We start from the raw sequence: 19,355 nt of genomic DNA on the forward strand, positions 1-19,355 counted from the left end.
ATTATCACGGTTATCCACCGCAGAATAACGCTGAAAACCTTGAGCGGGTGCCCCCACCGAGAAGAAAGAATCAAACCGGTTAGCGCCGTCCAGTCCCAGAACGTATTTCAGAATTTTTGCCATGAATTTCCCTTTGCTTGGCGCACCCATACGGTCCTGATCTGAAACGACAGAAGCCATGCATGAGTGCCGAGTATTGACTTGGCACCGACAAACACAAAGCACGCCGAAAATATGCGCGCACGATAACAAAATGCCTAGTCAGTGAGTGATGAATTGTATGTATAAAAATACCCTATCACTCATGTGAAGATAGTACCCAACAATTGGCGTGCAGCCCCCTGTTATGTCTCGCACGTTACACGATACCTCACGCGCTAAAGCTGAAAATAACTACAAAAAAGCCCCTCCCTGCCATACATATATGACAAAGAAAGGCTTTCTCAAAGATGCTTACTTATTTCGCCTTGCCCAGACGTTGCTTCACCTCATCAATGGTGGCGTCCAGGGCGTTCTTTGCATTCGCCACCGCCTCAGCATCCGGAGAAATAAGGATGTCGTTCTCAGTAATCAGAGCCCAGTCAGCATCCGAGGCGACTCAGAGTAGCTCTCCGCTACAGGCTGTACGCACCTACCACTGACCGTAAACCCGCTCCGAATTCTCACGAATACGACGGCAGAGCGCCTCCAGCTCCTCACCGCGATGAGCCGCCATAAAACGCACCGTGTAGTTCGTCATGTAGGACGCATTCGGGCGGCCACGGAACGGATGCGGGGTCAAGAACGGTGCATCCGTCTCAGCCAGAATCAGCTCCGGGCGAGCCATCGCCAACGACTCCTGAATACCCTTCGAGTTCTTGAAAGTCACGGTACCAGCAAAGCTCATGTACCAGCCGCGCTCATTGCAGATCGCCGCAAGCTCCGGGCCACCCGAATAGCAGTGGAACACGGTACGTTCCGGCGCACCCTCTTCATCTAGAATCCGCACAACGTCCTCGTGCGCGTCGCGGTCATGAATCTGCAACGCAAGGTTGTGCTTCTTCGCAATGCGAATATGCTCACGGAAGCTGTAGTGCTGCGCCTCCATGCCTTCCTCGCCGGTGCGGAAATAATCCAGGCCAGTCTCACCAATAGCGCGCACGCGGTCAGCGGTGGCGAGCTCGTCGAGGGTGGCGAGCGCCGCCTCCAACTGACCGGCTGCAGCCAGCTCGGGAGCGGTGTTGGGGTGAATCGCAATGGCGGCGAGGACGCGCTCATCAGCCTGCGCGGCGGCGACCGCGTACAGGGAGGAGGGAATATCGCATCCGACCTGCACGATAGCGGCGATGCCGAGCTTTTCGCCGGCGTCGAGTGCGTCGCGGGCGCTGATTTCTACTTCGCCGTCGAGCAGGTCCATGTGGGTGTGGTTATCCACGATGGGGTACGGCAGCGGCTCGGGGGCGGGCGGGAAGACCAGATTGCGGCTGCGGCCGTTCTCGCCGGTGGTGGAGCGGCGGCGGGTTCCTTCTCCGCCTTCGGCGTCACTGATGCCGGTGTAGAGTTCCGCCTTATAGGGCGCAGGTACTTCACCGGGGACAGGCACCCAGCCGTTAGGCAGAGCGGTTGCCTGGAGCGCCGCGGGGGTGGGCAGGGTGTAGTTCGCCAGGGCGGCGAGGGAGTTCAGGTACTCCTGGGTGATTTCAGGACCGGGATGGCTCTGACACATTGATAAATCCTTGGGATAAAACTGCAGGGTAAAGCTGGGGGGGGGGTAAAGCTGCGCGGTGATTCTGAGTTATTCGGAGCGGGCAGCCAGTGCCGCCTCGTACAGGTCACGCTTGGAGGTGCCGGTCTCAGCGGCGACAGCGGCGCAGGCGCTCTTGAGGCGCTCGCCGCCCGCTACACGCTCGAGGACCAGTTGCACTACGTCCTGTGCTTCGGGGGTTTCGGGGGCTTGTGCGCCCTCGACAATAATGACGATTTCGCCGCGGACGCGTTCAGACTCAGCCCATTCGGCAAGCTCTGCCAGGGTACCGCGTCGAACCTCTTCGTGGAGCTTGGTTAGCTCACGGCTGACAGTTCCGCGGCGGTCGGCGCCGAAGGTCTGCACGAAGTCAGCCAGGGTTGCGGCGGTGCGATGCGGGGATTCGTAGAAGATCATGGTGCGCTCCTCCCCCGCCAGCGATGCGAGGCGGCGGGTGCGCTCGGAGCCCTTGCGGGCGAGGAAGCCTTCGAAGGTGAATCGTCCGGTGGGCAGACCGGAGAGCGCGAGCGCGGTCAACGCCGCGGAGGGTCCGGGCACCACGGTGACGGGCAGGTCGGCTTCTGCGACGGCTGCGGCGGCAACGTAGCCGGGGTCAGAGATGGTGGGCATGCCCGCATCCGAGAGCAGCAGCACACGTTGACCGTCCTGTACCGCCTGCACGATGGTTTCGCTACGTTCTTCTTCGTTGTGGTCGTGGTTGACGATGACGCGGCCGCGGGTGCGCACGCCAAGCCCGGAGGCGAGGGTGCGTAGCTTGCGGGTGTCCTCGACGGCGATGAGGTCTGCCGTGGCGAGTTCAGTACGCAGACGGTCGGAGGCGTCGGCAAGGTTGCCGATGGGGGTGCCGCCGAGGATGAGCACGCCGCCTTCTTCAGAGGTGACAGTAGCGTCAGCGGTGTCAGTCTCGGGTGCCTCGACCGTTTCTGAGGGGTCGACAATCTCTTCGGTGTATTCTGCGGGTGCGGTCATGGCAGGCCTCGTGTCTGTGTCTGGTCTTCGTGTACCCACTAAGTGTAACGCCCGCGCTCAATCCGGCGCCGGGTGATCTTGCCGGGTGAGGCACCGGGCGGGGCGCTGCGTCAGGAGCAGGTTCAGGGTGCTTCATATAAGCCGTTCACGGGCTGAAATGGTGCATCGTGCGTTCTGACCCTTTAGGATTGATGGGGTGAAGATACCTAAGCTACTTTCTCCCGCATCTGCCGCTCCGGCTGGTTCGGCTGGTTCTGCCCGTTCTTCGTCTGAGCGTGGTCGTTACAGCCTCGATTCTCTGCTGGATGCGCTCGCTGTTGCCTATATTCGTGCCCCGCGATGGGGTTGGTTGGCGCCTGCATTGATTGTGCTGGTTGCCGGCATTCTGCGTTTTTATAATTTGGCGCATCCGAATGCCATTGTTTTTGATGAGACGTACTACGCCAAGGACGCCTACTCGTATGTGCATTATGGCTATGAGTTGAGCTGGTCGAAGGACGCTAATGCTTCCTTTGCGGCGGGTCACCCGTCGGGTCTGTTGACGGATTCGCCGGAGTATGTGGTGCATCCGCCGTTGGGTAAGTGGATGATTGCCGCGGGCATGGCAATTTTTGGTGATAATAATCCCTTTGGTTGGCGTGTTTCTGCTGCGGTGATTGGCACCCTGTCGGTGGCGTTGATTGCCTATGCTGGCTGGTTGCTGTTCCGCTCGATGACGGTGGCGACTATTGCGGCGTTGCTGGCTGCTGTGGATGGCCTGATGCTGGTGGAGTCTCGTTTGGCTCTGCTGGATATTTTCCAGATGTTCTGGATTTTAGCGACTTTTGTGTGTCTGGTGCTTGACCGTATTCAGGCGCGGCGCGTGTTGGCGCGCAATATTGCGGAGGCGGCACGCCAGAATAGCGGTGTGCTTCCGCCGATGCCGTGGGGCCCGAGCATGGGTCTGCGCCTGTGGCGTTTCGCGGCCGGTGTGTGTGCCGGTGCCGCGGTGGGCGTGAAGTGGAATTCGTTGTTCTTCATTGCGGCTATGGGTCTGCTGACGGTGTTCTGGGATATTAATGCTCGCCGTATTGTGGGTCTGAACAAGTGGGGTTTGACGGCGCTGGTGCGTGACGGCATCCCCGCGTTCTTCCAGATGATTGGTGTGGGTCTGCTGGTATATCTGAGCACCTGGGCGGGCTGGTTCCAGTCGTCGAATGCGTATTTCCGCCGCTGGGCGGTTGAGAACCCGGGCAAGGGTGTCATGTGGCTTCCTGAGGATTTGCGTTCCCTGTGGGAGTACCATGTCTCGGCGTTTAAGTTCCATTCTGGTTTGAGCAGCCCGCATACGTATTCTTCGCAGGCGTGGCAGTGGCTGGTTTTGGGTCGCCCGACCTCGTACTACTATGAGTCGCCGAAGCTGGGTTCTTCGGGTTGTACCGTGAAGTCCTGTTCCGAGGCTATTTTGAATATCGGTAACCCGGCGATTTGGTGGGCTTTTATTCCGGCGATTATTGTGGCGCTTCTGGTTCTGCTGCTGAAGCGGGATTGGCGTTTTGGCGCGCTGCTGGTTGTGTTCGGTGCGGGCTATTTCCCGTGGTTTATGTACCCGACTCGCACGATGTTCTACTTCTACGCCCTGTCCTTTGAGCCGTTCCTGATCCTGCTGTTGGCGGGTGTTTTGGGTCTGGCGCTGTCGGGTGCTCGTGGTTCGGTGTTGCGTGCTCGTTTGGGCGTGACGCTGGTGGCGATTTACCTGGTGGGTGTGCTGGTGTTGAGCGCGTACTTTATGCCGTTGTGGACTGCTCAGGTGATTCCGTATGAGCAGTGGTATTCGCATATGTGGTTTAAGTCCTGGATTTAGGCTCGGAATCTAGCCTCGGTTTTTAGGTTCGAGCGATGCGAGCTTAGGTATAGCAAAGGGGGCTGGGTTCTACCGTGTGGTAGAGCCCAGCCCCCTTTGTTGTGCCCTTTCCGCGCTGGTTTGCACGGGGAAGTGGCTGATGATTTTTAGTTGTCGCCGACGCGTGTGTTAGTTGTCGCTGACGCGTGCGGAGGCGAGCTTGACGCGCAGTTCCTGGCGTTCCTGGCGGCGGCGTTCTGCCTTAAGCTTGCGGTATTTGGTGGGCCAGGTGGTCACGAGCAGGAGCGTAATCTGCGCTGCTACGAGGACCGCTACGGCGATTGCTGCATCGATCCAGAATTGCGGCGGGTAAAGGCGGATGAGGGAGCTTCGTACGGAGAACTCCCAGTTGCCCTGCGGGAAGAACACCTGGTGGAAGGTGGTGAACAGCCATTCCCAGCCGAAGAAGCCCACAACGCCGAGCACCGCGATGAGTCCCAGGGTAATCCACGCGCCGGTGAAGAGGCTGCGGCGGATGGTTCCGGGGGCGCGCTCACGCAGGGAAATGCTGCTAAAGAGGGTCACCAAGAAGAGCGCGGCAACGGCTACAGTGGCGATGAGCAGTACCCACTTCACGTCGTGCATGTGGTTCACTTCTGCTTCGGTGAAGGCGAGGGTATTATCGGCACCGGTGGTAACGCGGGCGAGGTATTCTCGCGGCGCGAAGTTGTTGATGTAGTCCACGCCGTAGGAGCCCAGGCGCATCCTCTCGACGAGGTAGTAGCCGTAGCTGTCTTCGGGGAATCCGGGGCGGTGGTATTCGAGCCAGAGGAAGGGCGCGGAGGCTACAGCGCGGATTGCGATCATGAGTACGGTCAGCGGTACGGTGAGCGCGATGAGGGTTGCGCGGAGCTTGAGGAAGCGCGGGGTGTCTTCCACAGCGTCTTCGCGTGCCGCGGCGCGTTCTGCGGCTTCGGGCGAGGCCGCCAGGGAGGACAGCGGCGCGTTGGGGTCTGCGACCGCGTGGGTGTGACCGGTGCGGGTGGTTTCGGTGCGGTACTTGCGTCCGGCGGTGGAGGCGCTTGCCGCCTCCGCTGTGGCGACGGTTTCTGCTTCAGCGGCTTTTTCGGCTTCTGCTGCTGCTGCTTCTGCTTCTGCTGCCCTCTGCATGGTTTCGCGGTTGAGGTCGCTGAGGGTCGGGTTTTTGGGGGTGCTTTGCGAGTCGCGAACGAGGGGCACGAAGCCGGTGGAGACGTTGGTGCGGGTGCGCACGCGGGTGCCGACGCCCTGTTCGCGTAGTTTGCTGCGTGCGGGTACGACGGGTACGGAGCCGGTAGGCAGGTCGGGTTCTTCGGCGACGGTGGGTACGTCTGCTGCGATGCGCCCGAAGGCGCCGGTGTGCGGTGCCGGTTCGCTGGTTTTAGTTTCGGTGCGTCGGGCGTGGAGTAGTTCTTCGGCACTGGTGCGGCGGATGGCCGGGCGCAGTGCGCCCCACATTCCTCGGTGTGTTTCTTTGCTCATGGATCTCGCGTTCTTTTCGAGTGAATGGTGTTTGAGTGAGTTGCGGGTGTCTGTACTATCTGCCAGTTTCTCATACGCAAAGAACCTTCCGTGTGAATTCACGGAAGGTTCTTTGCATTCGGGTGTTTAAATCTTGGGTCCGAATTCTAGGATTCGATGGTGTCCGCACCCTGGACGGGTACCTTGTAGACCACTCGCCAGCCCTGAGGTGCCGTCAGTCGTGCGGCGTGATCGTCGCAGAGGTCGTAGGCGTGGGGTTCGCGGAATTCAGAGAGTGCATCAATGAGTGCCGTGGAATCTGCGTAGGAGTAGTGGAGAGTAACAGTCGCCTCTCGCTGGCAGGTCTGGCGGGAGCACAGTCGTGCGGTCTGCATGTAGATGGTACCTTCCTGGCTTAGCTCGCCTGCTTGCGCAGTCGGCGGCGTTCACGTTCTGACAGCCCGCCCCAGATTCCGAAGCGCTCGTCATTGTCCATTGCATATTGTAGACATTCTTCGCGCACGGGGCATACACCGCATACCCTTTTGGCGTCTCGGGTGGAGCCGCCCTTCTCGGGGAAGAAGGCTTCGGGGTCGGTCTGGGCGCAGAGTGCTTCAGCTTGCCAGGCGAGTTCTCCGTCTTCGCCTTCGGTTCCGTAGAGTCCTGCCGCTGCGGTCCATACGTCGGTGCAGGCAGGCATGTTTCGTTCTGCGTCTGCGAGAAAGGCGTCGGTGGCTTTTTCGAGAGATTGAGTGGGATTCATGCTACGGTGCTGAGCGCCTGATGCGCGCGCGGCCGCGATGGAGCGGTCCGATGCAATGTAGGAGCCCATGGGTTTTCCTTCCGTGTTCTCATTGTGAGCTTAATGAGTCTGCGGATCCGTCGTCGACGGAATCTTAGTGTGTATGGTGTGGCATGGTTCGCTTTGGCCTCTACGGTCCCTCCAAGGCAAACACGCTTATATATCTATTAGACGTGCGACACGCCGTTTCGTCAAACTAGACTTAAACAATATTTAGATGTATGTGTTAGGGGCGTCATATTTAATGTAAATTTGACCTTTATATATTTTCCCACGCACCACTTACCCTCGCTCACACCTAAGGGACACCCAGGTTTTCCCTTCTCCAGGAGTGGTTTCCATCGCCCGCAAATTCCGCATCCTGACTGCAAATATAAGGGTTCATGACGACCATCCCACACGCCCCATCTCGAGTATAGGGAAAGATTCTAATAATTAGATAAGAAAAACTTATCTTTTTCACCATGCGGTTTCTGAATATTTTTCGAGGCATTGCGAACCATTTACATTTCCAATTTATATTTATGCCACATTCCAAAATGAGACATTAGGGCTGTCAAACATTTTGAGCCATTAGATTTTTTAAGGCATCCTTAGGCGTTTTTACTTTACCCCTGTATCTTTTACTCCCGCGTCGGCTTCTCCACGCGCCCCACCACACGGTGCGGTAGAGTAAAACCCATGGTTACTCTCTCCCCCACCGGCGCCTCCGTGCCCACAACTCTGAACCGCTTCTTTGAGAAGCTCAGCAGCCAGCAGACTCCCGCCCTCATCTGGTATTCGGTAAATGGCGAGCGCATCGAGCTCTCCGGCAGGGTCCTCATGAATTGGGTTGATAAGAGCGCAAACCTGCTGGTTGAAGAATGCGAACTGGAGCCTGGTGAGGACTTTGACCTTCAGGCTCCCCTGCACTGGCGCACTATTGTTCTGGGCTTGGCGGCGCTGCGTGTGGGCGCTCTGCTGAACCAGGATGAGCCGTTGGTTGCCGCAGTCTGCACCGAGCAGGAGGCTGGCTACACGAACGACCCCGCGTACCTTCTGGCGGTTGATCGTGCCCCGCTGGCGCTTTCTTACACCGGTGACCTGCAGGCGCTGTCCTCCTATGCCGATGAGGTGCTCGATTATTGCGCGCTGGTGCGTAGCTTTGGCGACCAGTACTCCGGTATGCTTCCGGATGACTCGGCAGAGGTGCTTGAGGGCTTCACATACGCAGAGGCGTACGAGCAGGCGCTTGCACAGGCGCAGATTTATCGCACGGCGGGTTATGCGCTGCCTTCGGGTCAGCGTGCGCTCGCGCTGGAGTTGAGCCCCGATTACGCTTTTGATGCGTCGGAGGCGACCATGAGCGCCCTGTTGGAGGTTCTGGCGATTTTGCTCTCCGGTCATGCGGTGTTTGTGGCTGACCCGAGCGTGGACTGGCAGGATGAGCAGCTGGCGTCTCTGATGGATTCCGAGCGTGCAGTGGAGATTCCCCGCAGCTAGTTTCCCGCGCCTAGTGAGTCTTCCAAAGTTTCTAGATTTTTAAAAAACTTATCCCCCGATACAGCGTGTATCGGGGGATAAGTTTTTGGAACAAGTCTTAGCTGATGGTCGGCCTTAGGCGGGTCTAGGAGTTCTGCGAACCGGGCTTCGACTGCGCCTCGGATGCAGCCGCTTCAGAGGTTGCCTTACGTGCTGCGGGCTCTTCGCCGTCGAGAATGGCGGCAGCCTCATCAAACATGCGGCCGAGCTCCTCGTGGTCGGTACCTTCGCCCTCTTCGACTTTCTGGCGGTGCGAACCGTACACCCAGAAGCGGTAGAGGAAGTAGCGAAGGATGGTGCCCAGGATGGTACCGATGATCGTACCGGAGATGAAGGACGCCTCGGGGGTGCGCAGGTTCAGCACGTAGGTACTGAATGCCACACAGCCGGCCTCAACGAGGATGCCGAGCAGATTGACCAAGCCGAATTCGATAGCTTCGCGCTTCCAGTTCTCGGAGCGGGAGTCGCGGAAGGTCCACAGGCGGTTCATGAGCCAGGAGAAGATGGTTGCGACAACACTCGCTACAACCTTCGCCTTGGTGTGGGACTCCGACATGATGGTCATCATCAGCACCCACACCGTCACAGAGTTGACGATGAAGGCGGCGCCGCCCACGGTACCGAATTTGAGAACCTCAATACCGTAGCTGTCCCAGAGGGATTTCAGGCGTTCGGTAATGGTCGGTTTCGTCTGTGCGCTCATGCGGGGCCTATCTAGCGGGGTTTTATCGGAGAAAAAGGTGCCGATGCTGCGACGGTGAGCGTTGGTTACGTTGTCACTGCGTGGCGCTTCGGTCTCTTTTACAAGCTCTTATATGTTAGTACAGTCCCGGTACGTTGTTTGTCCCTTTGGGAGTTTTTCCATAGACCTCTCAGCTACCGGGTGACTCTTTTCATCATGCGCTGATAGTTTCGTCTCTGCCTGACCGCGCAGAAGGCAGGTTTTTACGATTTCTTCCGGTATTCACGCCCAAATATTGGGCTCTGAAGCCCAGTTGAACCCATTCTGCGACCTTCATGTGGTCTTGCTCCCATAAGCACTCCGAACCCGGTACACTTAGGTGATGTGACTTACCCTGTGACTGGACCCGTAATTGGTGTCATCGGCGGCGGCCAGCTGGCCCGCATGATGGCTCCCGCAGCAACTAACCTTGGCCTGAACCTGCAGATTCTCGCGGAGGCGCCCACCGTTGGCGCCGTGGCAGCGGTACGTACCGCTCCCGTCGGGGACTACAAAGATCTGGACACCCTCCGCGAATTTGCTCGCGGCAAGGATGTCATCACTTTCGATCATGAGCACGTGCCCACTGAATTTCTGCGCACCCTCATGGCGGAGGGTGTGAATGTTCAGCCCCGTCCCGAAGCTCTCCAGTACGCTCAGGACAAGCTCCTGATGCGCGCCGCTATTGAGCGTCTGGGCCTGCCGAACCCGCGCTGGGCTGAGGTTTCTACCCTGGATGAGCTGCTCGCCTTTGGTGATGAGATTGGCTGGCCCGTGGTGCTGAAGACCCCGCGCGGCGGCTACGACGGCAAGGGCGTTCTAGTCCTGGATTCCCCCGAGGAGGCTCGCGAGCGCAGTACTGCGTGGTTCGAGCAGTTGCCTTCCCGCGCTGATTTCTCCGCCCTGCTTGCCGAGGAGAAGGTGCCCTTCACCCGTGAGCTGTCCGCGCTGGTTGCTCGCCGTGAAAGCGGCGAGGTGCGCCCCTGGCCGGTCGTTGAGACCATCCAGGTGAACTCTATCTGCGACGAGGTTATTGCCCCCGCGCAGAACCTGGACCCCGAGATCGCTGAGGCTGCAGCCTCCGCCGCCGTGACTATTGCTTCCGAGCTGGGTGTCACCGGTGTGATGGCTGCCGAGCTTTTCGAGGTTCCCGGCTCCCCCGCCGGCTTCTACATCAACGAGCTGGCGATGCGCCCGCACAACACCGGCCACTGGACTCAGGACGGCTCGGTGACCAGCCAGTTCGAGCAGCACCTGCGTGCCGTGCTGGATTTGCCGCTGGGTGACACCTCCGTGCTGGAGGGCGTTGCCGTGATGAAGAACTACCTGGGCGGCGAGAACGAAGACATTTTCGGCGTCTACCCGCTGGCGCTTTCGGCTGAGCCGCGCGCAAAGATTCACTTCTACGGCAAGGAAACCCGTCCGGGCCGCAAGATTGGTCACGTGAACATTACCGGCACGGTGGCTGAGCTTGAGGCGCTGCGCCATAGCGCCGCGAATGCCGCCTCCATTTTGCGTGACGGCCGCCCCCTGTAGCCCTATTTTTAGCCGGTGCGTGGGGTGAGAGCATCCTGCGTATCCGACGCACCCTATTGATGGTGGTTCGCCACCGCATCCTGAAAGGATATGAGGATTATGTCTCAGTCTCCCTATGATTCTTCCCAGCCCATTGTTGGCATTGTGATGGGTTCGGATTCGGATTGGTCGGTCATGGAGGCCGCAGCCGAGGTTCTGGACGAGTTCGGCATCCCTTACGAGGCTGATGTTGTTTCTGCACACCGCATGCCCGAGGACATGATTGAGTACGGCAAGAAGGCTCACAGCCGCGGTATCCGCGTGATTATTGCTGGTGCTGGCGGCGCCGCTCACCTGCCCGGTATGCTCGCTTCCGTGACCGCTCTGCCCGTGATTGGTGTTCCGGTACGTCTGAAGAACCTCGAGGGCATGGACTCACTGCTGTCGATTGTTCAGATGCCCGCCGGTGTTCCGGTAGCTACCGTCTCCATTAACGGTGCTCGCAATGCGGGTCTGCTGGCTCTGCGTATTCTGGGTTCGGGTACTGACGCATTCGCTCAGCAGGTTCATGCTGATTTGCGTCAGTTCTCTCAGGATCTGCGCCAGAGCGCCATGGACAAGGGCGCGGCTCTGCGCACCCGCGTTGCTGATGCAAAGGCTAAGGCAGCCGCTGAGCGCGAGGCGGAGGAAAGCTCCTCCGCACCCCGCCCCGCTTCCGCTCCCGAAGCGTCGTCGGAGCCCCAGGCTTACGTTCCCTAAGCTCGGATACACTAGAAGGATGAGCAATATTCTTCAGTCCGATATTTGGGCACGTTTTCAGGAATCTAATGGTCACACCGTAATTCGTAAGAGCGGTAACGGCTGGTCGTACCTTGCAACCGTTGAGGGCGGCGCTACCGGCCGCTACCTGTACAGCCCGTACGGACCGGTCGCCTCCAGCGCTGTGGCTTTTGATGAGGCTCTCGCGTCGTTGAAGGAAGAGGCCGCGAAGCTTCGTTGCCTGTTTGTGCGCATTGAGCCTACTGAATCCGCTATTTGGGGCGATCAGGATGCGGCTGCTTTCTTGGCTCGTCGCGGTGCGGTTCTGGCTCCTCGCCAGGTGCAGCCTTCGCACACTCAGATTATTGATCTTTCGGGCACTGAGGACGAAATCCTCAAGGGAATGAGCTCCAGTTACCGTAATCGTCATCGTAATCTCCACAAAAAGGGCGTGACCGTTGAGGTGTCGACCAATCCCTCGGATATGACGATTCTCTTCGGCTTCCTCGAGGAAACCGCGGACCGTAACGGTTTTAACCGTCAGCAGGATGAGTACCTGATGCAGGTTGCTCGTGTGCTGATGCCCGCCGGTGCGGCGTCCCTGTACATTGCGAAGCTGACCGATGAGAACGGTGAGAGCACCCCGATTGCGGCGGCGTTTGTGTACGATTCGGATGACACCCGCACCTACGCGCACGCTGCGGCTTCTTTTGAGCACCGCAACCTTAGTGCAGGTGTTGTGGTGGTGACGAACTTTATCCTGGACGCTAAGCGCAAGGGTCTGAAGTACGTTGACCTCTTCGGTATTGCGCCGGAGGATCAGCCGGATCACGAGTGGGCTGGTTTCACGAAGTTCAAGAAGTCCTTTGGCGGCGAGTCTGTGGAGTACCCGGGTACCTGGGATGTTCCGGTAACCTCGCTGGGCTACCGCGCCTACACGCTGGCGTACAAGGCTCGTCCGGCTGTTCGTGATGCTGTGGCGAAGGCGAAGGCGAAGGTTCAGTCTTTCCGCTCTCGCTAACGGGTTCAGACGCGCCCTTACCGGGAGCACTCTGAGAACTAAAAGCTAAATACATGAGGGAGCCGCCCCCACCGAGTTCTTCGGTGGGGGCGGCTCCTGCGCGTATGTATGTGCAATGTTCGAGGAGTCTTAGCGCGGCTCCTCAGCCCTTGCGGGGGCGAAGATTACTGATCTTCGGGGCTGTTGGTCTGTGCGAGGATTTCGCGCAGGCGGGAGAGGCGGTGCTCAGCCTCGACGGTACGGACGGTACCGGAGGAGGAACGCATGACCAGCGACTGGGTGGTCACGGTGTTCTTGCTGTAGCGCACGCCGCGCAGCAGCTTGCCGTCGGTGATACCGGTTGCGGCGAAGAAGCAGTTGTCGCTGGTGACCAGGTCGTTGGTGGTCAGCACGCGGTCCAGGTCGTGACCGGCTTCCAGTGCCTTCTCGCGCTCAGCCTCGTCGGTCGGTGCCAGACGGCCCTGAATCACACCGCCGGTTGCCTTGATAGCGCACGCTGCGACGACGCCTTCGGGGGTGCCGCCGGTGCCGAGCATCAGGTCCACGCCGGTGTTCTCGCGGCAAGCTGCGATAGCGCCTGCGACGTCACCGTCGAGGATGATGCGGGTACGGGCGCCTGCCTCGCGAATCTCCTGGATCAGCTTGGCGTGGCGGGGGCGGTCCAGCACGCATACGGTCAGCTCGCTAACCTTCTTGCCCTTAGCCTTAGCGACCAGGTGCAGGTTCTGCTTGACGGGCAGGCGCAGGTCGACGAACTCTGCGGCGTCGGGGCCGGTGACCAGCTTCTCCATGTAGAACACTGCGGAGGGGTCGAACATGGTGCCGCCGTCTGCCACAGCAATCACGGAGAGGGCGTTGTCCATGCCGAGTGCGGTCAGGCGGGTACCGTCGATGGGGTCAACCGCCACGTCGAGGGAGGGACCGGAGCCGTCGCCGACGTTCTCGCCGTTGTACAGCATGGGAGCCTTGTCCTTCTCGCCTTCACCGATGACAACGGTGCCGTTGAAGTTGACGGTGGAGAGGCGGTAACGCATTGCGTCTACGGCTGCACCATCTGCGAGATTCTTTTCGCCTGCGCCGACCCAGGGGCCTGCAGCAATTGCTGCTGCTTCAGTCGCGCGGACCAGTTCCATTGCGAGGTTGCGATCGCCGTGGTTGTTGTTCGTAGTCATAGACTCACCTTCGAGATTTCTGAATACACCGTCGGCTGGCTGGTTCTTTCCAGCACGAAGTCGCCGACGCAGTAGTGCTCCTTTCAGGATAGCGCGCGGGCGCTTCGTTTTTCTTGTTCTGAACGAGTTTGCGTGCGTGTTGACTTTAAGGTGAGCAGATGCGGCAAATTGGTGAGGGCTGCGTCTCTCTTCGGCGCTTCATACGCTCTGAGGCGCTGATTTTGGGTGTTGTGAAGGCGCGCCAAACTAGCTATTTTTCGCATATTTAAGGCATATTTGAGGTAGGTTCTTTCTCCGGGAGGCTCCCGGCGAGAAACTCAGCTTCAGCGCGAGCGCCTGAAGCCCCACATACCCGTTCGCAGATTCGCTGGCTCCGACGGCACGCGTTATCTGTATTTGTCCGCTAAGGAGCATCACATGGCTGGCATCCAACCGACTCCCGCAGAAGCATGGAAGCGTCTGAAGGACGGTAACCGCCGTTTTGTTGAGGGCAGCAACGAGCACCCCAACCAGGACACGATTCGCCGTACCGACCTGGCATCGGGGCAGTTCCCCTTCGCCTCGATTTTCGGTTGCGGTGACTCTCGCCTCGCGGCAGAGATTATTTTTGATCTGGGCCTGGGCGACGCGTTCGTGGTGCGTACCGCCGGCCACGTCCTGGAGAATGCCGCGCTCGGCTCGCTGGAGTACGCGGTTGAGGAGTTTAAGACCCCTATCGTGATGGTTCTCGGTCACGACTCCTGCGGTGCTGTGACTGCGGCCAGCAAGTCCCTGGAATCCGGTGAGATGCCGCACGGCTTCATCCGTAACCTGGTGCAGCACATCCTGCCTTCGGTGATGTCTCCGAAGCTGCCGGAGAACCCGGTCGTTAACGACATGGTGCGTGAGCACACCCGCCAGACCGCCATCCGCATTATTGAGCAGTCCCACATCATTTCGGATGCGGTGGTTGAGGGTAAGGTCGCCGTGATTGGTGTCTTCTACCATCTGAAGGAGGGTAAGGCGGAGCTGGTGTTCAGCTCGCAGGACCTGACCCTGCCGGAGGAGAAGAATGGCGCGCAGAACCCGCCGACTCAGGCGCTTCCGGTGGTCGTGAAGACTCCCCCGCGCGTTGTGGTTGCGGAGAACCTGGACTAGGTTTCCTCTTCTCCGCTCATTACGAGCCTTAGCGCGAGAACCCACATGCTCGCACTTAACAACAGATTTTTCTATGGGATACCCCCGCCACGGTAGCGTGTTCGCACATCTACCGGGGCGGGGTTTTTACGTGCCTTCTCACGCCTCAAAATTTATGAGCGTTTTTCCTCTTTTGACACCTTTTCGAGGCGACGTAAGCCACTTTGAACGCCTATCCTAGAGATATGGCTGAAAACATTGAATACCGCATTGAACATGACACCATGGGCGAAGTTCGCGTTCCGGCTGATGCACTCTACCGTGCACAGACCCAGCGCGCAGTCGAGAACTTCCCGATTTCGGGTCAGACCCTCGAATCCGCCCATATTCGTGCGCTTGCCCTCGTGAAGAAGGCAGCCGCGACCGCCAATGAGGAACTCAAGGTGCTCGACGCTGAGCGCGCCCAGGCTATCCGCGACGCAGCGGATCTGGTAGCAACCGGTGACTACGACGCCCACTTCCCCATTGACGTCTTCCAGACCGGTTCCGGTACCTCCTCGAACATGAACGCGAACGAGGTCCTGGCAACCCTGGCAACTCGTTCCCTGGAGTCCAAGGGCATTGAGGTTCACCCCAATGACCACGTGAACGCTTCCCAGTCCTCCAACGACGTCTTCCCCACCTCCGTGCACGTTGCTGTGACCGAGGCTCTGGTGAAGGACCTGATTCCCGCTCTCGAGGTGCTCGCTGAGTCCCTGGAGCGCAAGTCCGTTGAGTTCAAGGACGTCGTGAAGTCCGGTCGTACCCACCTGATGGACGCAACCCCCATCACCCTGGGCCAGGAGTTCTCCGGCTACGCCGCAACCGTGCGTTACGGCATTGAGCGTGTGAATGCTTCCCTGCCCCGCGTGGCTGAGGTTCCCCTGGGCGGTACCGCTGTGGGTACCGGCATTAACACCCCGGACGGCTTCTCTGCTCGCGTGATTGAACTGCTCGCTGAGGAGACCGGTCTGCCCCTGACCGAGGCTCGTAACCACTTCGAGGCTCAGGCTAACCGTGACGGCCTGATTGAGGTTTCCGGTCAGCTGCGCACCCTGGCGTACGGCCTGATGAAGATCAGCAACGACATCCGCTGGATGGGTTCGGGCCCGAACACCGGTCTGGGCGAGCTGCACATCCCCGACCTGCAGCCCGGTTCCTCGATTATGCCCGGTAAGGTCAACCCGGTGATTTGTGAGGCTACCATCATGGTTGCCGCTCAGGTCATCGGTAACGACGCAACCATTGCTCTGTCTTCCACTAACGGCGCGTTTGAGCTGAACGTGGGTATCCCGGTGATGGCTGCTAACCTGCTGCAGTCGATCCGCCTGCTCGCTAATGTTTCTCGCGTTTCGGCTGAGAAGATGATTGACGGTCTGACCGCTAACGTTGACCGTTGCCGCTTCCTGGCTGAGGCTTCGCCGTCGACCGTGACCCCGCTGAACAAGCTGATTGGTTACGAAGCTGCTGCGAAGATCGCTAAGTACTCGGTGGCTCACAAGGTGACTGTCCGTGAGGCAGTTGTGGCTCTGGGCTACGTGGAGCGCGGCGAAGTGACTGAGGAGCAGCTGGATGCGGCTCTGGACGTCACCAAGATGTTGGGCAACTTCTAATCTCACCCGCCTGAGCCTCGCCTGAGGTTCGCGGCTTAACCATAGAGGGAGGGGCGACTCGCCATGACGGCGGGTCGCCCCTCCCTCTGTATGTGTTCTCTGCCCCATCATTGAGTTGGCAGCAGGCTCTCACTATTGTTCAACAATATTGAACACTTTGAACTGTTTATAGTGGACCAGCGTGTAGATGAGGCAGAGTACAGCCGGGATACTGACGACAAGCGCAGCGTTGAAGGAGCCGAGATGGTCAAGCATCAGTGCTACCGCGCCCATGGAGTACAGCGTTCCTAGCCCAAACACGGCACCGTCAAGGGAGCTGGCACGCCCCAGTAGCTCATTCGGTGTAATGCAGTCACGCAGATTGTTGGAGAAGATGAAAGCTGATGCCCATCCTACGTCCAGGATGAAGAGCAGGGCGCCGAGCACTACGGGGTTATTGCTGACGGTGACGAGCGGTATTCCAAGCAGGGATACGACATTGGCGACCAGCAGCATTCCTCGTGTGTTCTCGAAAGAGAGGAAACGATCGATGATGAGCGCCGCGACGATACCACCGATACCGCTGCAGGCCATAATCATGCCTACTACTGAGGCTTCAAAAGTGAGTTCCTCATACAGGCGGTAAATAATGATGAGTGAATACGATGCCGTAGCTGCCGCCAAGAAGAACGTGTAGACAAGGATAAGTCTCTGCGGGGCGCCGGAGAACATGTATTGGATACCGTCAAACATGCGGTGAATAAATCCACGTTGTGCGGTTTCGCGTTGCTCAGTTTTAGTTTCCATCTCTACGGATGGCAACGTTGCGTATGAAATAGTTGCCGCTCCGAAAAGGAGCACCGGGACGATAAGACCGACCGTTGCACCCGCGACAAGAACAATAAATCCTGCCGTAGGGGGCGCAACGATTGCGGATATTCCCTCGCAAATTTCACGACGTGCGTTATACGAAAGAAGGTTTTCTCGTCCGAGAAGCTGCGGAATATATCCTGCTTCTGAGGCAGCAGCCAGCTCGGAGAAGACACCGCTCACAAATCCTAGTGCGGCGATGGCGAACCATGACAGCATATGCTGCTCAATCATCAACGCCAAGGTAAGGATGCTGAGGATGTTTACTGCCCCGGCAATCACAATCATAGGTTTTCGAGGCAGACTATCCGATAGGGTTGCTAGTGGATATGCCAAGGCGATATTGGGGATTTGCATGGCTACCGCCATTACGCCAGCCAGCCCAATTTCGCCTGTACTAGCGAGAATCGCGATGGGTAGGGCGAAGGAATATATTCCTGTACCTACCAGAGAGCCAATAAGGGCTACGTAGATTCTCCAGGGTATTTTATGTGTTGTCATGCTTTGCTCCTTCCAGGACGCATCAAAATAGCGCCCAAGAATTGCGATGAACACAATGAGCCTAGTTCACAGAAAAATGGCATGCCTTAAAGATTTATAGGCAGAGTAAAAGGAAAGCGACTACGCTCACCAGAACATCACGTGAACGAATCTTTCTCGGGTTACTGACTAATACGGGGCCGTCACTCCCAATGTAACCCGTGTCATATATAAAGCATCTCATGTACACCACTCATAGCTCGATACGCAGGCACAACTTAAGGTAAAAAAGACAAAAACAAAATAAAACCACGGCAACATTTAGGCTTCCAGTCCCCCACTCCCACAGAAAAGCAGGAAGAACCACCCAATAACATGTAACAAACTGTCACAAAAATGAGGGAGGGGCGACTCGCCATGACGGCGGGTCGCCCCTCCTTCTGTATGTGCAGGTTTAGTTCAGCAGCTTTTACTCAGTCCCAGTAACCGGTCTAGAGCTCTTCCGGCGGCACCGACTCCAAACCAAAACGGCAGTGGCCGTCATAGTTCAGCGCCGCATCAATACGGTCCAGCATCCGCTCCGAAAGCAACGCACGCTCCGCCGGGTCAGACACATCCACCCAACGCACCTGCGAAGACTCCTCATCATTCACCTTCGCCTCACCAGAAACCCAGCGGCACAAAAACGTATGATCCAAGAACTGGCAGCGGTCACCATTACCGAACTGCATCGGCGGGTCAGCCTTCACCTGCGCCAACTCCAGCACCTCAATCTGCACGTTCGCCTCCTCCTGCGCCTCACGCAGGCAAGTCAGCGCGGGGCTCTCCCCCGGGTCCACAATGCCCGTAATCGGGGTCCACGCCCCGTTATCGCTACGGCGCACCAGTAGCACCTTAGAATCCTGCTCACGGTACACCACAGCCGTCGCACCGGACAGCCACAGGTAATCCGATCCAATCTGCTCACGCAGCTTACGGATATAGGGAGGAGTAGGCATAACATCAACCTTTCAAAAGCCCCGGCAAGTCTATCGGGAATAGGTGCTAGAGAGCAGAGCAAACAGCCGCGAGCCGCACACAGAACAAGCCCGCCACTTAGCCGGACGGTCACCCTACTTCGAAATCTACCACAGAGAATACGCCGGAGCAGCCAACGCCACCAGCGCCCCCAAAAGCATAAACGGACCGAAAGCAATGCGGGTGCTACCGCGCGCCTTCGTAAACAGCACCAGAGCCAAAGACACCAGACCACCGGCAAGGAACGTCACCAGCGACGCCCAGCCCAGATTCGCCCAGGACAGGTACCCGAGCACGCCGCCCAGAATACCGGCAAGCTTCACATCCCCGCGGCCCAGCGCGCCAAAAGACAGGATACGCAGAAGCAGGTAGCAGAACCACAGCACCAGACCGGCACCAATCACACGCCAAATATCGGCGGGGCGACCGGCAAAAAGCAAAGACACCGGCAGCGCCGTATAGGTGGCAATAGCCAAAGGAATCAGGATGCGGTGCGGCAGACGGTGCTCCCGCACATCAATACGCCACAGCCGCAGGGCGCACCACAGAAAATACAGCAGGTAGCTGCCGAGCACCAGAGCGGCAATTGTGGAGGCGCCTCCAGCGTTGTAGAGGCGGGAAAGCTCAGCGAGCATAGAACGTCCATTCTGTATTGCTGGAGGCTGTACTACCGGAGGCTGCTAGCCAGGAACCAG

Annotated in this window: 17 protein-coding genes; 7 read left to right on the forward strand and 10 right to left on the reverse strand. The window is 58.5% G+C overall.

The window, feature by feature from the left end:
* Positions 1–631 precede the first annotated feature (631 nt).
* On the reverse strand, positions 632–1,705 hold the full coding sequence (locus tag HMPREF2842_RS08160; protein ID WP_070634165.1) for a TatD family hydrolase: 1,074 nt from the start codon (positions 1,703–1,705) through the stop codon (positions 632–634).
* A 69-nt stretch (positions 1,706–1,774) separates the two neighbouring features.
* Positions 1,775–2,713 (reverse strand): 16S rRNA (cytidine(1402)-2'-O)-methyltransferase, encoded by a 939-nt coding sequence (rsmI, locus tag HMPREF2842_RS08165; protein WP_070634166.1) that lies wholly within the window; start codon positions 2,711–2,713, stop codon positions 1,775–1,777.
* A 196-nt stretch (positions 2,714–2,909) separates the two neighbouring features.
* Here rsmI and HMPREF2842_RS08170 point away from each other — a divergent pair, with 196 nt between their 5' ends.
* On the forward strand, positions 2,910–4,556 hold the full coding sequence (locus HMPREF2842_RS08170; protein ID WP_070644127.1) for a dolichyl-phosphate-mannose--protein mannosyltransferase: 1,647 nt from the start codon (positions 2,910–2,912) through the stop codon (positions 4,554–4,556).
* Between the two features lie 168 nt (positions 4,557–4,724).
* Here the strand turns inward: HMPREF2842_RS08170 and HMPREF2842_RS08175 are convergent, their stop codons facing one another.
* The 3 genes from HMPREF2842_RS08175 to HMPREF2842_RS08185 form a co-directional block, all read right to left on the reverse strand.
* Positions 4,725–6,056, reverse strand: a complete 1,332-nt coding sequence (locus HMPREF2842_RS08175) for a TIGR01906 family membrane protein (RefSeq protein ID WP_070644130.1) — start codon at positions 6,054–6,056, stop codon at positions 4,725–4,727.
* Positions 6,057–6,202: 146 nt separating this feature from the next.
* Positions 6,203–6,430, reverse strand: coding sequence for a DUF3499 family protein (locus HMPREF2842_RS08180; protein WP_070634168.1), 228 nt, complete (start codon positions 6,428–6,430; stop codon positions 6,203–6,205).
* A gap of 20 nt (positions 6,431–6,450) precedes the next feature.
* Positions 6,451–6,867 carry a WhiB family transcriptional regulator gene (locus tag HMPREF2842_RS08185; protein ID WP_005506882.1) on the reverse strand — a complete coding sequence of 139 codons (417 nt, stop codon included), beginning with the start codon at positions 6,865–6,867 and terminating at the stop codon, positions 6,451–6,453.
* A 651-nt stretch (positions 6,868–7,518) separates the two neighbouring features.
* On the opposite strand from HMPREF2842_RS08185, the gene HMPREF2842_RS08190 reads away from it, so the two are divergent.
* The gene (locus tag HMPREF2842_RS08190) at positions 7,519–8,319 is read left to right on the forward strand and encodes a TIGR03089 family protein (protein ID WP_070604210.1); all 801 of its coding nucleotides are present in this window, start codon (positions 7,519–7,521) and stop codon (positions 8,317–8,319) included.
* 124 nt (positions 8,320–8,443) lie between these two features.
* Here the strand turns inward: HMPREF2842_RS08190 and HMPREF2842_RS08195 are convergent, their stop codons facing one another.
* Positions 8,444–9,061: a GtrA family protein gene (locus HMPREF2842_RS08195; RefSeq protein WP_070644140.1), complete on the reverse strand. Its 618-nt coding sequence runs from the start codon at positions 9,059–9,061 to the stop codon at positions 8,444–8,446.
* 363 nt (positions 9,062–9,424) lie between these two features.
* Between HMPREF2842_RS08195 and HMPREF2842_RS08200 the strand changes: the two genes are divergently transcribed.
* The 3 genes from HMPREF2842_RS08200 (at position 9,425) to HMPREF2842_RS08210 (ending at position 12,374) form a co-directional block, all read left to right on the forward strand.
* Positions 9,425–10,615 (forward strand): 5-(carboxyamino)imidazole ribonucleotide synthase, encoded by a 1,191-nt coding sequence (locus tag HMPREF2842_RS08200; RefSeq protein WP_049346782.1) that lies wholly within the window; start codon positions 9,425–9,427, stop codon positions 10,613–10,615.
* 99 nt (positions 10,616–10,714) lie between these two features.
* Positions 10,715–11,353: a 5-(carboxyamino)imidazole ribonucleotide mutase gene (purE, locus tag HMPREF2842_RS08205; RefSeq protein WP_049346784.1), complete on the forward strand. Its 639-nt coding sequence runs from the start codon at positions 10,715–10,717 to the stop codon at positions 11,351–11,353.
* Positions 11,354–11,372: 19 nt separating this feature from the next.
* Positions 11,373–12,374 (forward strand): lipid II:glycine glycyltransferase FemX, encoded by a 1,002-nt coding sequence (locus HMPREF2842_RS08210; protein ID WP_049346785.1) that lies wholly within the window; start codon positions 11,373–11,375, stop codon positions 12,372–12,374.
* Positions 12,375–12,538: 164 nt separating this feature from the next.
* Here the strand turns inward: HMPREF2842_RS08210 and glpX are convergent, their stop codons facing one another.
* Positions 12,539–13,546 carry a class II fructose-bisphosphatase gene (glpX, locus tag HMPREF2842_RS08215; RefSeq protein WP_049346787.1) on the reverse strand — a complete coding sequence of 336 codons (1,008 nt, stop codon included), beginning with the start codon at positions 13,544–13,546 and terminating at the stop codon, positions 12,539–12,541.
* Between the two features lie 417 nt (positions 13,547–13,963).
* Between glpX and HMPREF2842_RS08220 the strand changes: the two genes are divergently transcribed.
* Both HMPREF2842_RS08220 and HMPREF2842_RS08225 read left to right on the forward strand, forming a co-directional pair.
* The gene (locus HMPREF2842_RS08220) at positions 13,964–14,683 is read left to right on the forward strand and encodes a carbonic anhydrase (RefSeq protein ID WP_070644145.1); all 720 of its coding nucleotides are present in this window, start codon (positions 13,964–13,966) and stop codon (positions 14,681–14,683) included.
* A gap of 224 nt (positions 14,684–14,907) precedes the next feature.
* Positions 14,908–16,314, forward strand: coding sequence for a class II fumarate hydratase (locus tag HMPREF2842_RS08225; protein ID WP_070644148.1), 1,407 nt, complete (start codon positions 14,908–14,910; stop codon positions 16,312–16,314).
* Between the two features lie 132 nt (positions 16,315–16,446).
* On the opposite strand, the gene HMPREF2842_RS08230 is transcribed toward HMPREF2842_RS08225, so the two are convergent.
* The 3 genes from HMPREF2842_RS08230 to HMPREF2842_RS08240 form a co-directional block, all read right to left on the reverse strand.
* Positions 16,447–17,718: an MFS transporter gene (locus tag HMPREF2842_RS08230; protein WP_246823240.1), complete on the reverse strand. Its 1,272-nt coding sequence runs from the start codon at positions 17,716–17,718 to the stop codon at positions 16,447–16,449.
* 416 nt (positions 17,719–18,134) lie between these two features.
* Positions 18,135–18,641 (reverse strand): NUDIX hydrolase, encoded by a 507-nt coding sequence (locus HMPREF2842_RS08235; RefSeq protein ID WP_070614673.1) that lies wholly within the window; start codon positions 18,639–18,641, stop codon positions 18,135–18,137.
* A gap of 126 nt (positions 18,642–18,767) precedes the next feature.
* On the reverse strand, positions 18,768–19,295 hold the full coding sequence (locus HMPREF2842_RS08240) for a prepilin peptidase (protein WP_049346792.1): 528 nt from the start codon (positions 19,293–19,295) through the stop codon (positions 18,768–18,770).
* Positions 19,296–19,355: the final 60 nt, after the last annotated feature.

The sequence above is a fragment of the Rothia sp. HMSC069C10 genome (genome assembly GCF_001812205.1).
Lineage (GTDB): Bacteria > Actinomycetota > Actinomycetes > Actinomycetales > Micrococcaceae > Rothia > Rothia mucilaginosa.

Bases quoted from the DNA above. Each gene is read 5' to 3' on its own strand.
- HMPREF2842_RS08220 (WP_070644145.1), top strand. From the start codon at position 13,964: ATGGCTGGCATCCAACCGACTCCCGCAGAAGCATGGAAGCGTCTGAAG.
- HMPREF2842_RS08175 (WP_070644130.1), bottom strand. From the start codon at position 6,056: ATGAGCAAAGAAACACACCGAGGAATGTGGGGCGCACTGCGCCCGGCC.
- HMPREF2842_RS08195 (WP_070644140.1), bottom strand. From the start codon at position 9,061: ATGAGCGCACAGACGAAACCGACCATTACCGAACGCCTGAAATCCCTC.
- rsmI (WP_070634166.1), bottom strand. From the start codon at position 2,713: ATGACCGCACCCGCAGAATACACCGAAGAGATTGTCGACCCCTCAGAA.
- HMPREF2842_RS08185 (WP_005506882.1), bottom strand. From the start codon at position 6,867: ATGGGCTCCTACATTGCATCGGACCGCTCCATCGCGGCCGCGCGCGCA.
- HMPREF2842_RS08180 (WP_070634168.1), bottom strand. From the start codon at position 6,430: ATGCAGACCGCACGACTGTGCTCCCGCCAGACCTGCCAGCGAGAGGCG.
- HMPREF2842_RS08190 (WP_070604210.1), top strand. From the start codon at position 7,519: ATGGTTACTCTCTCCCCCACCGGCGCCTCCGTGCCCACAACTCTGAAC.
- HMPREF2842_RS08235 (WP_070614673.1), bottom strand. From the start codon at position 18,641: ATGCCTACTCCTCCCTATATCCGTAAGCTGCGTGAGCAGATTGGATCG.
- HMPREF2842_RS08225 (WP_070644148.1), top strand. From the start codon at position 14,908: ATGGCTGAAAACATTGAATACCGCATTGAACATGACACCATGGGCGAA.
- HMPREF2842_RS08240 (WP_049346792.1), bottom strand. From the start codon at position 19,295: ATGCTCGCTGAGCTTTCCCGCCTCTACAACGCTGGAGGCGCCTCCACA.
- HMPREF2842_RS08210 (WP_049346785.1), top strand. From the start codon at position 11,373: ATGAGCAATATTCTTCAGTCCGATATTTGGGCACGTTTTCAGGAATCT.
- glpX (WP_049346787.1), bottom strand. From the start codon at position 13,546: ATGACTACGAACAACAACCACGGCGATCGCAACCTCGCAATGGAACTG.
- purE (WP_049346784.1), top strand. From the start codon at position 10,715: ATGTCTCAGTCTCCCTATGATTCTTCCCAGCCCATTGTTGGCATTGTG.
- HMPREF2842_RS08160 (WP_070634165.1), bottom strand. From the start codon at position 1,705: ATGTGTCAGAGCCATCCCGGTCCTGAAATCACCCAGGAGTACCTGAAC.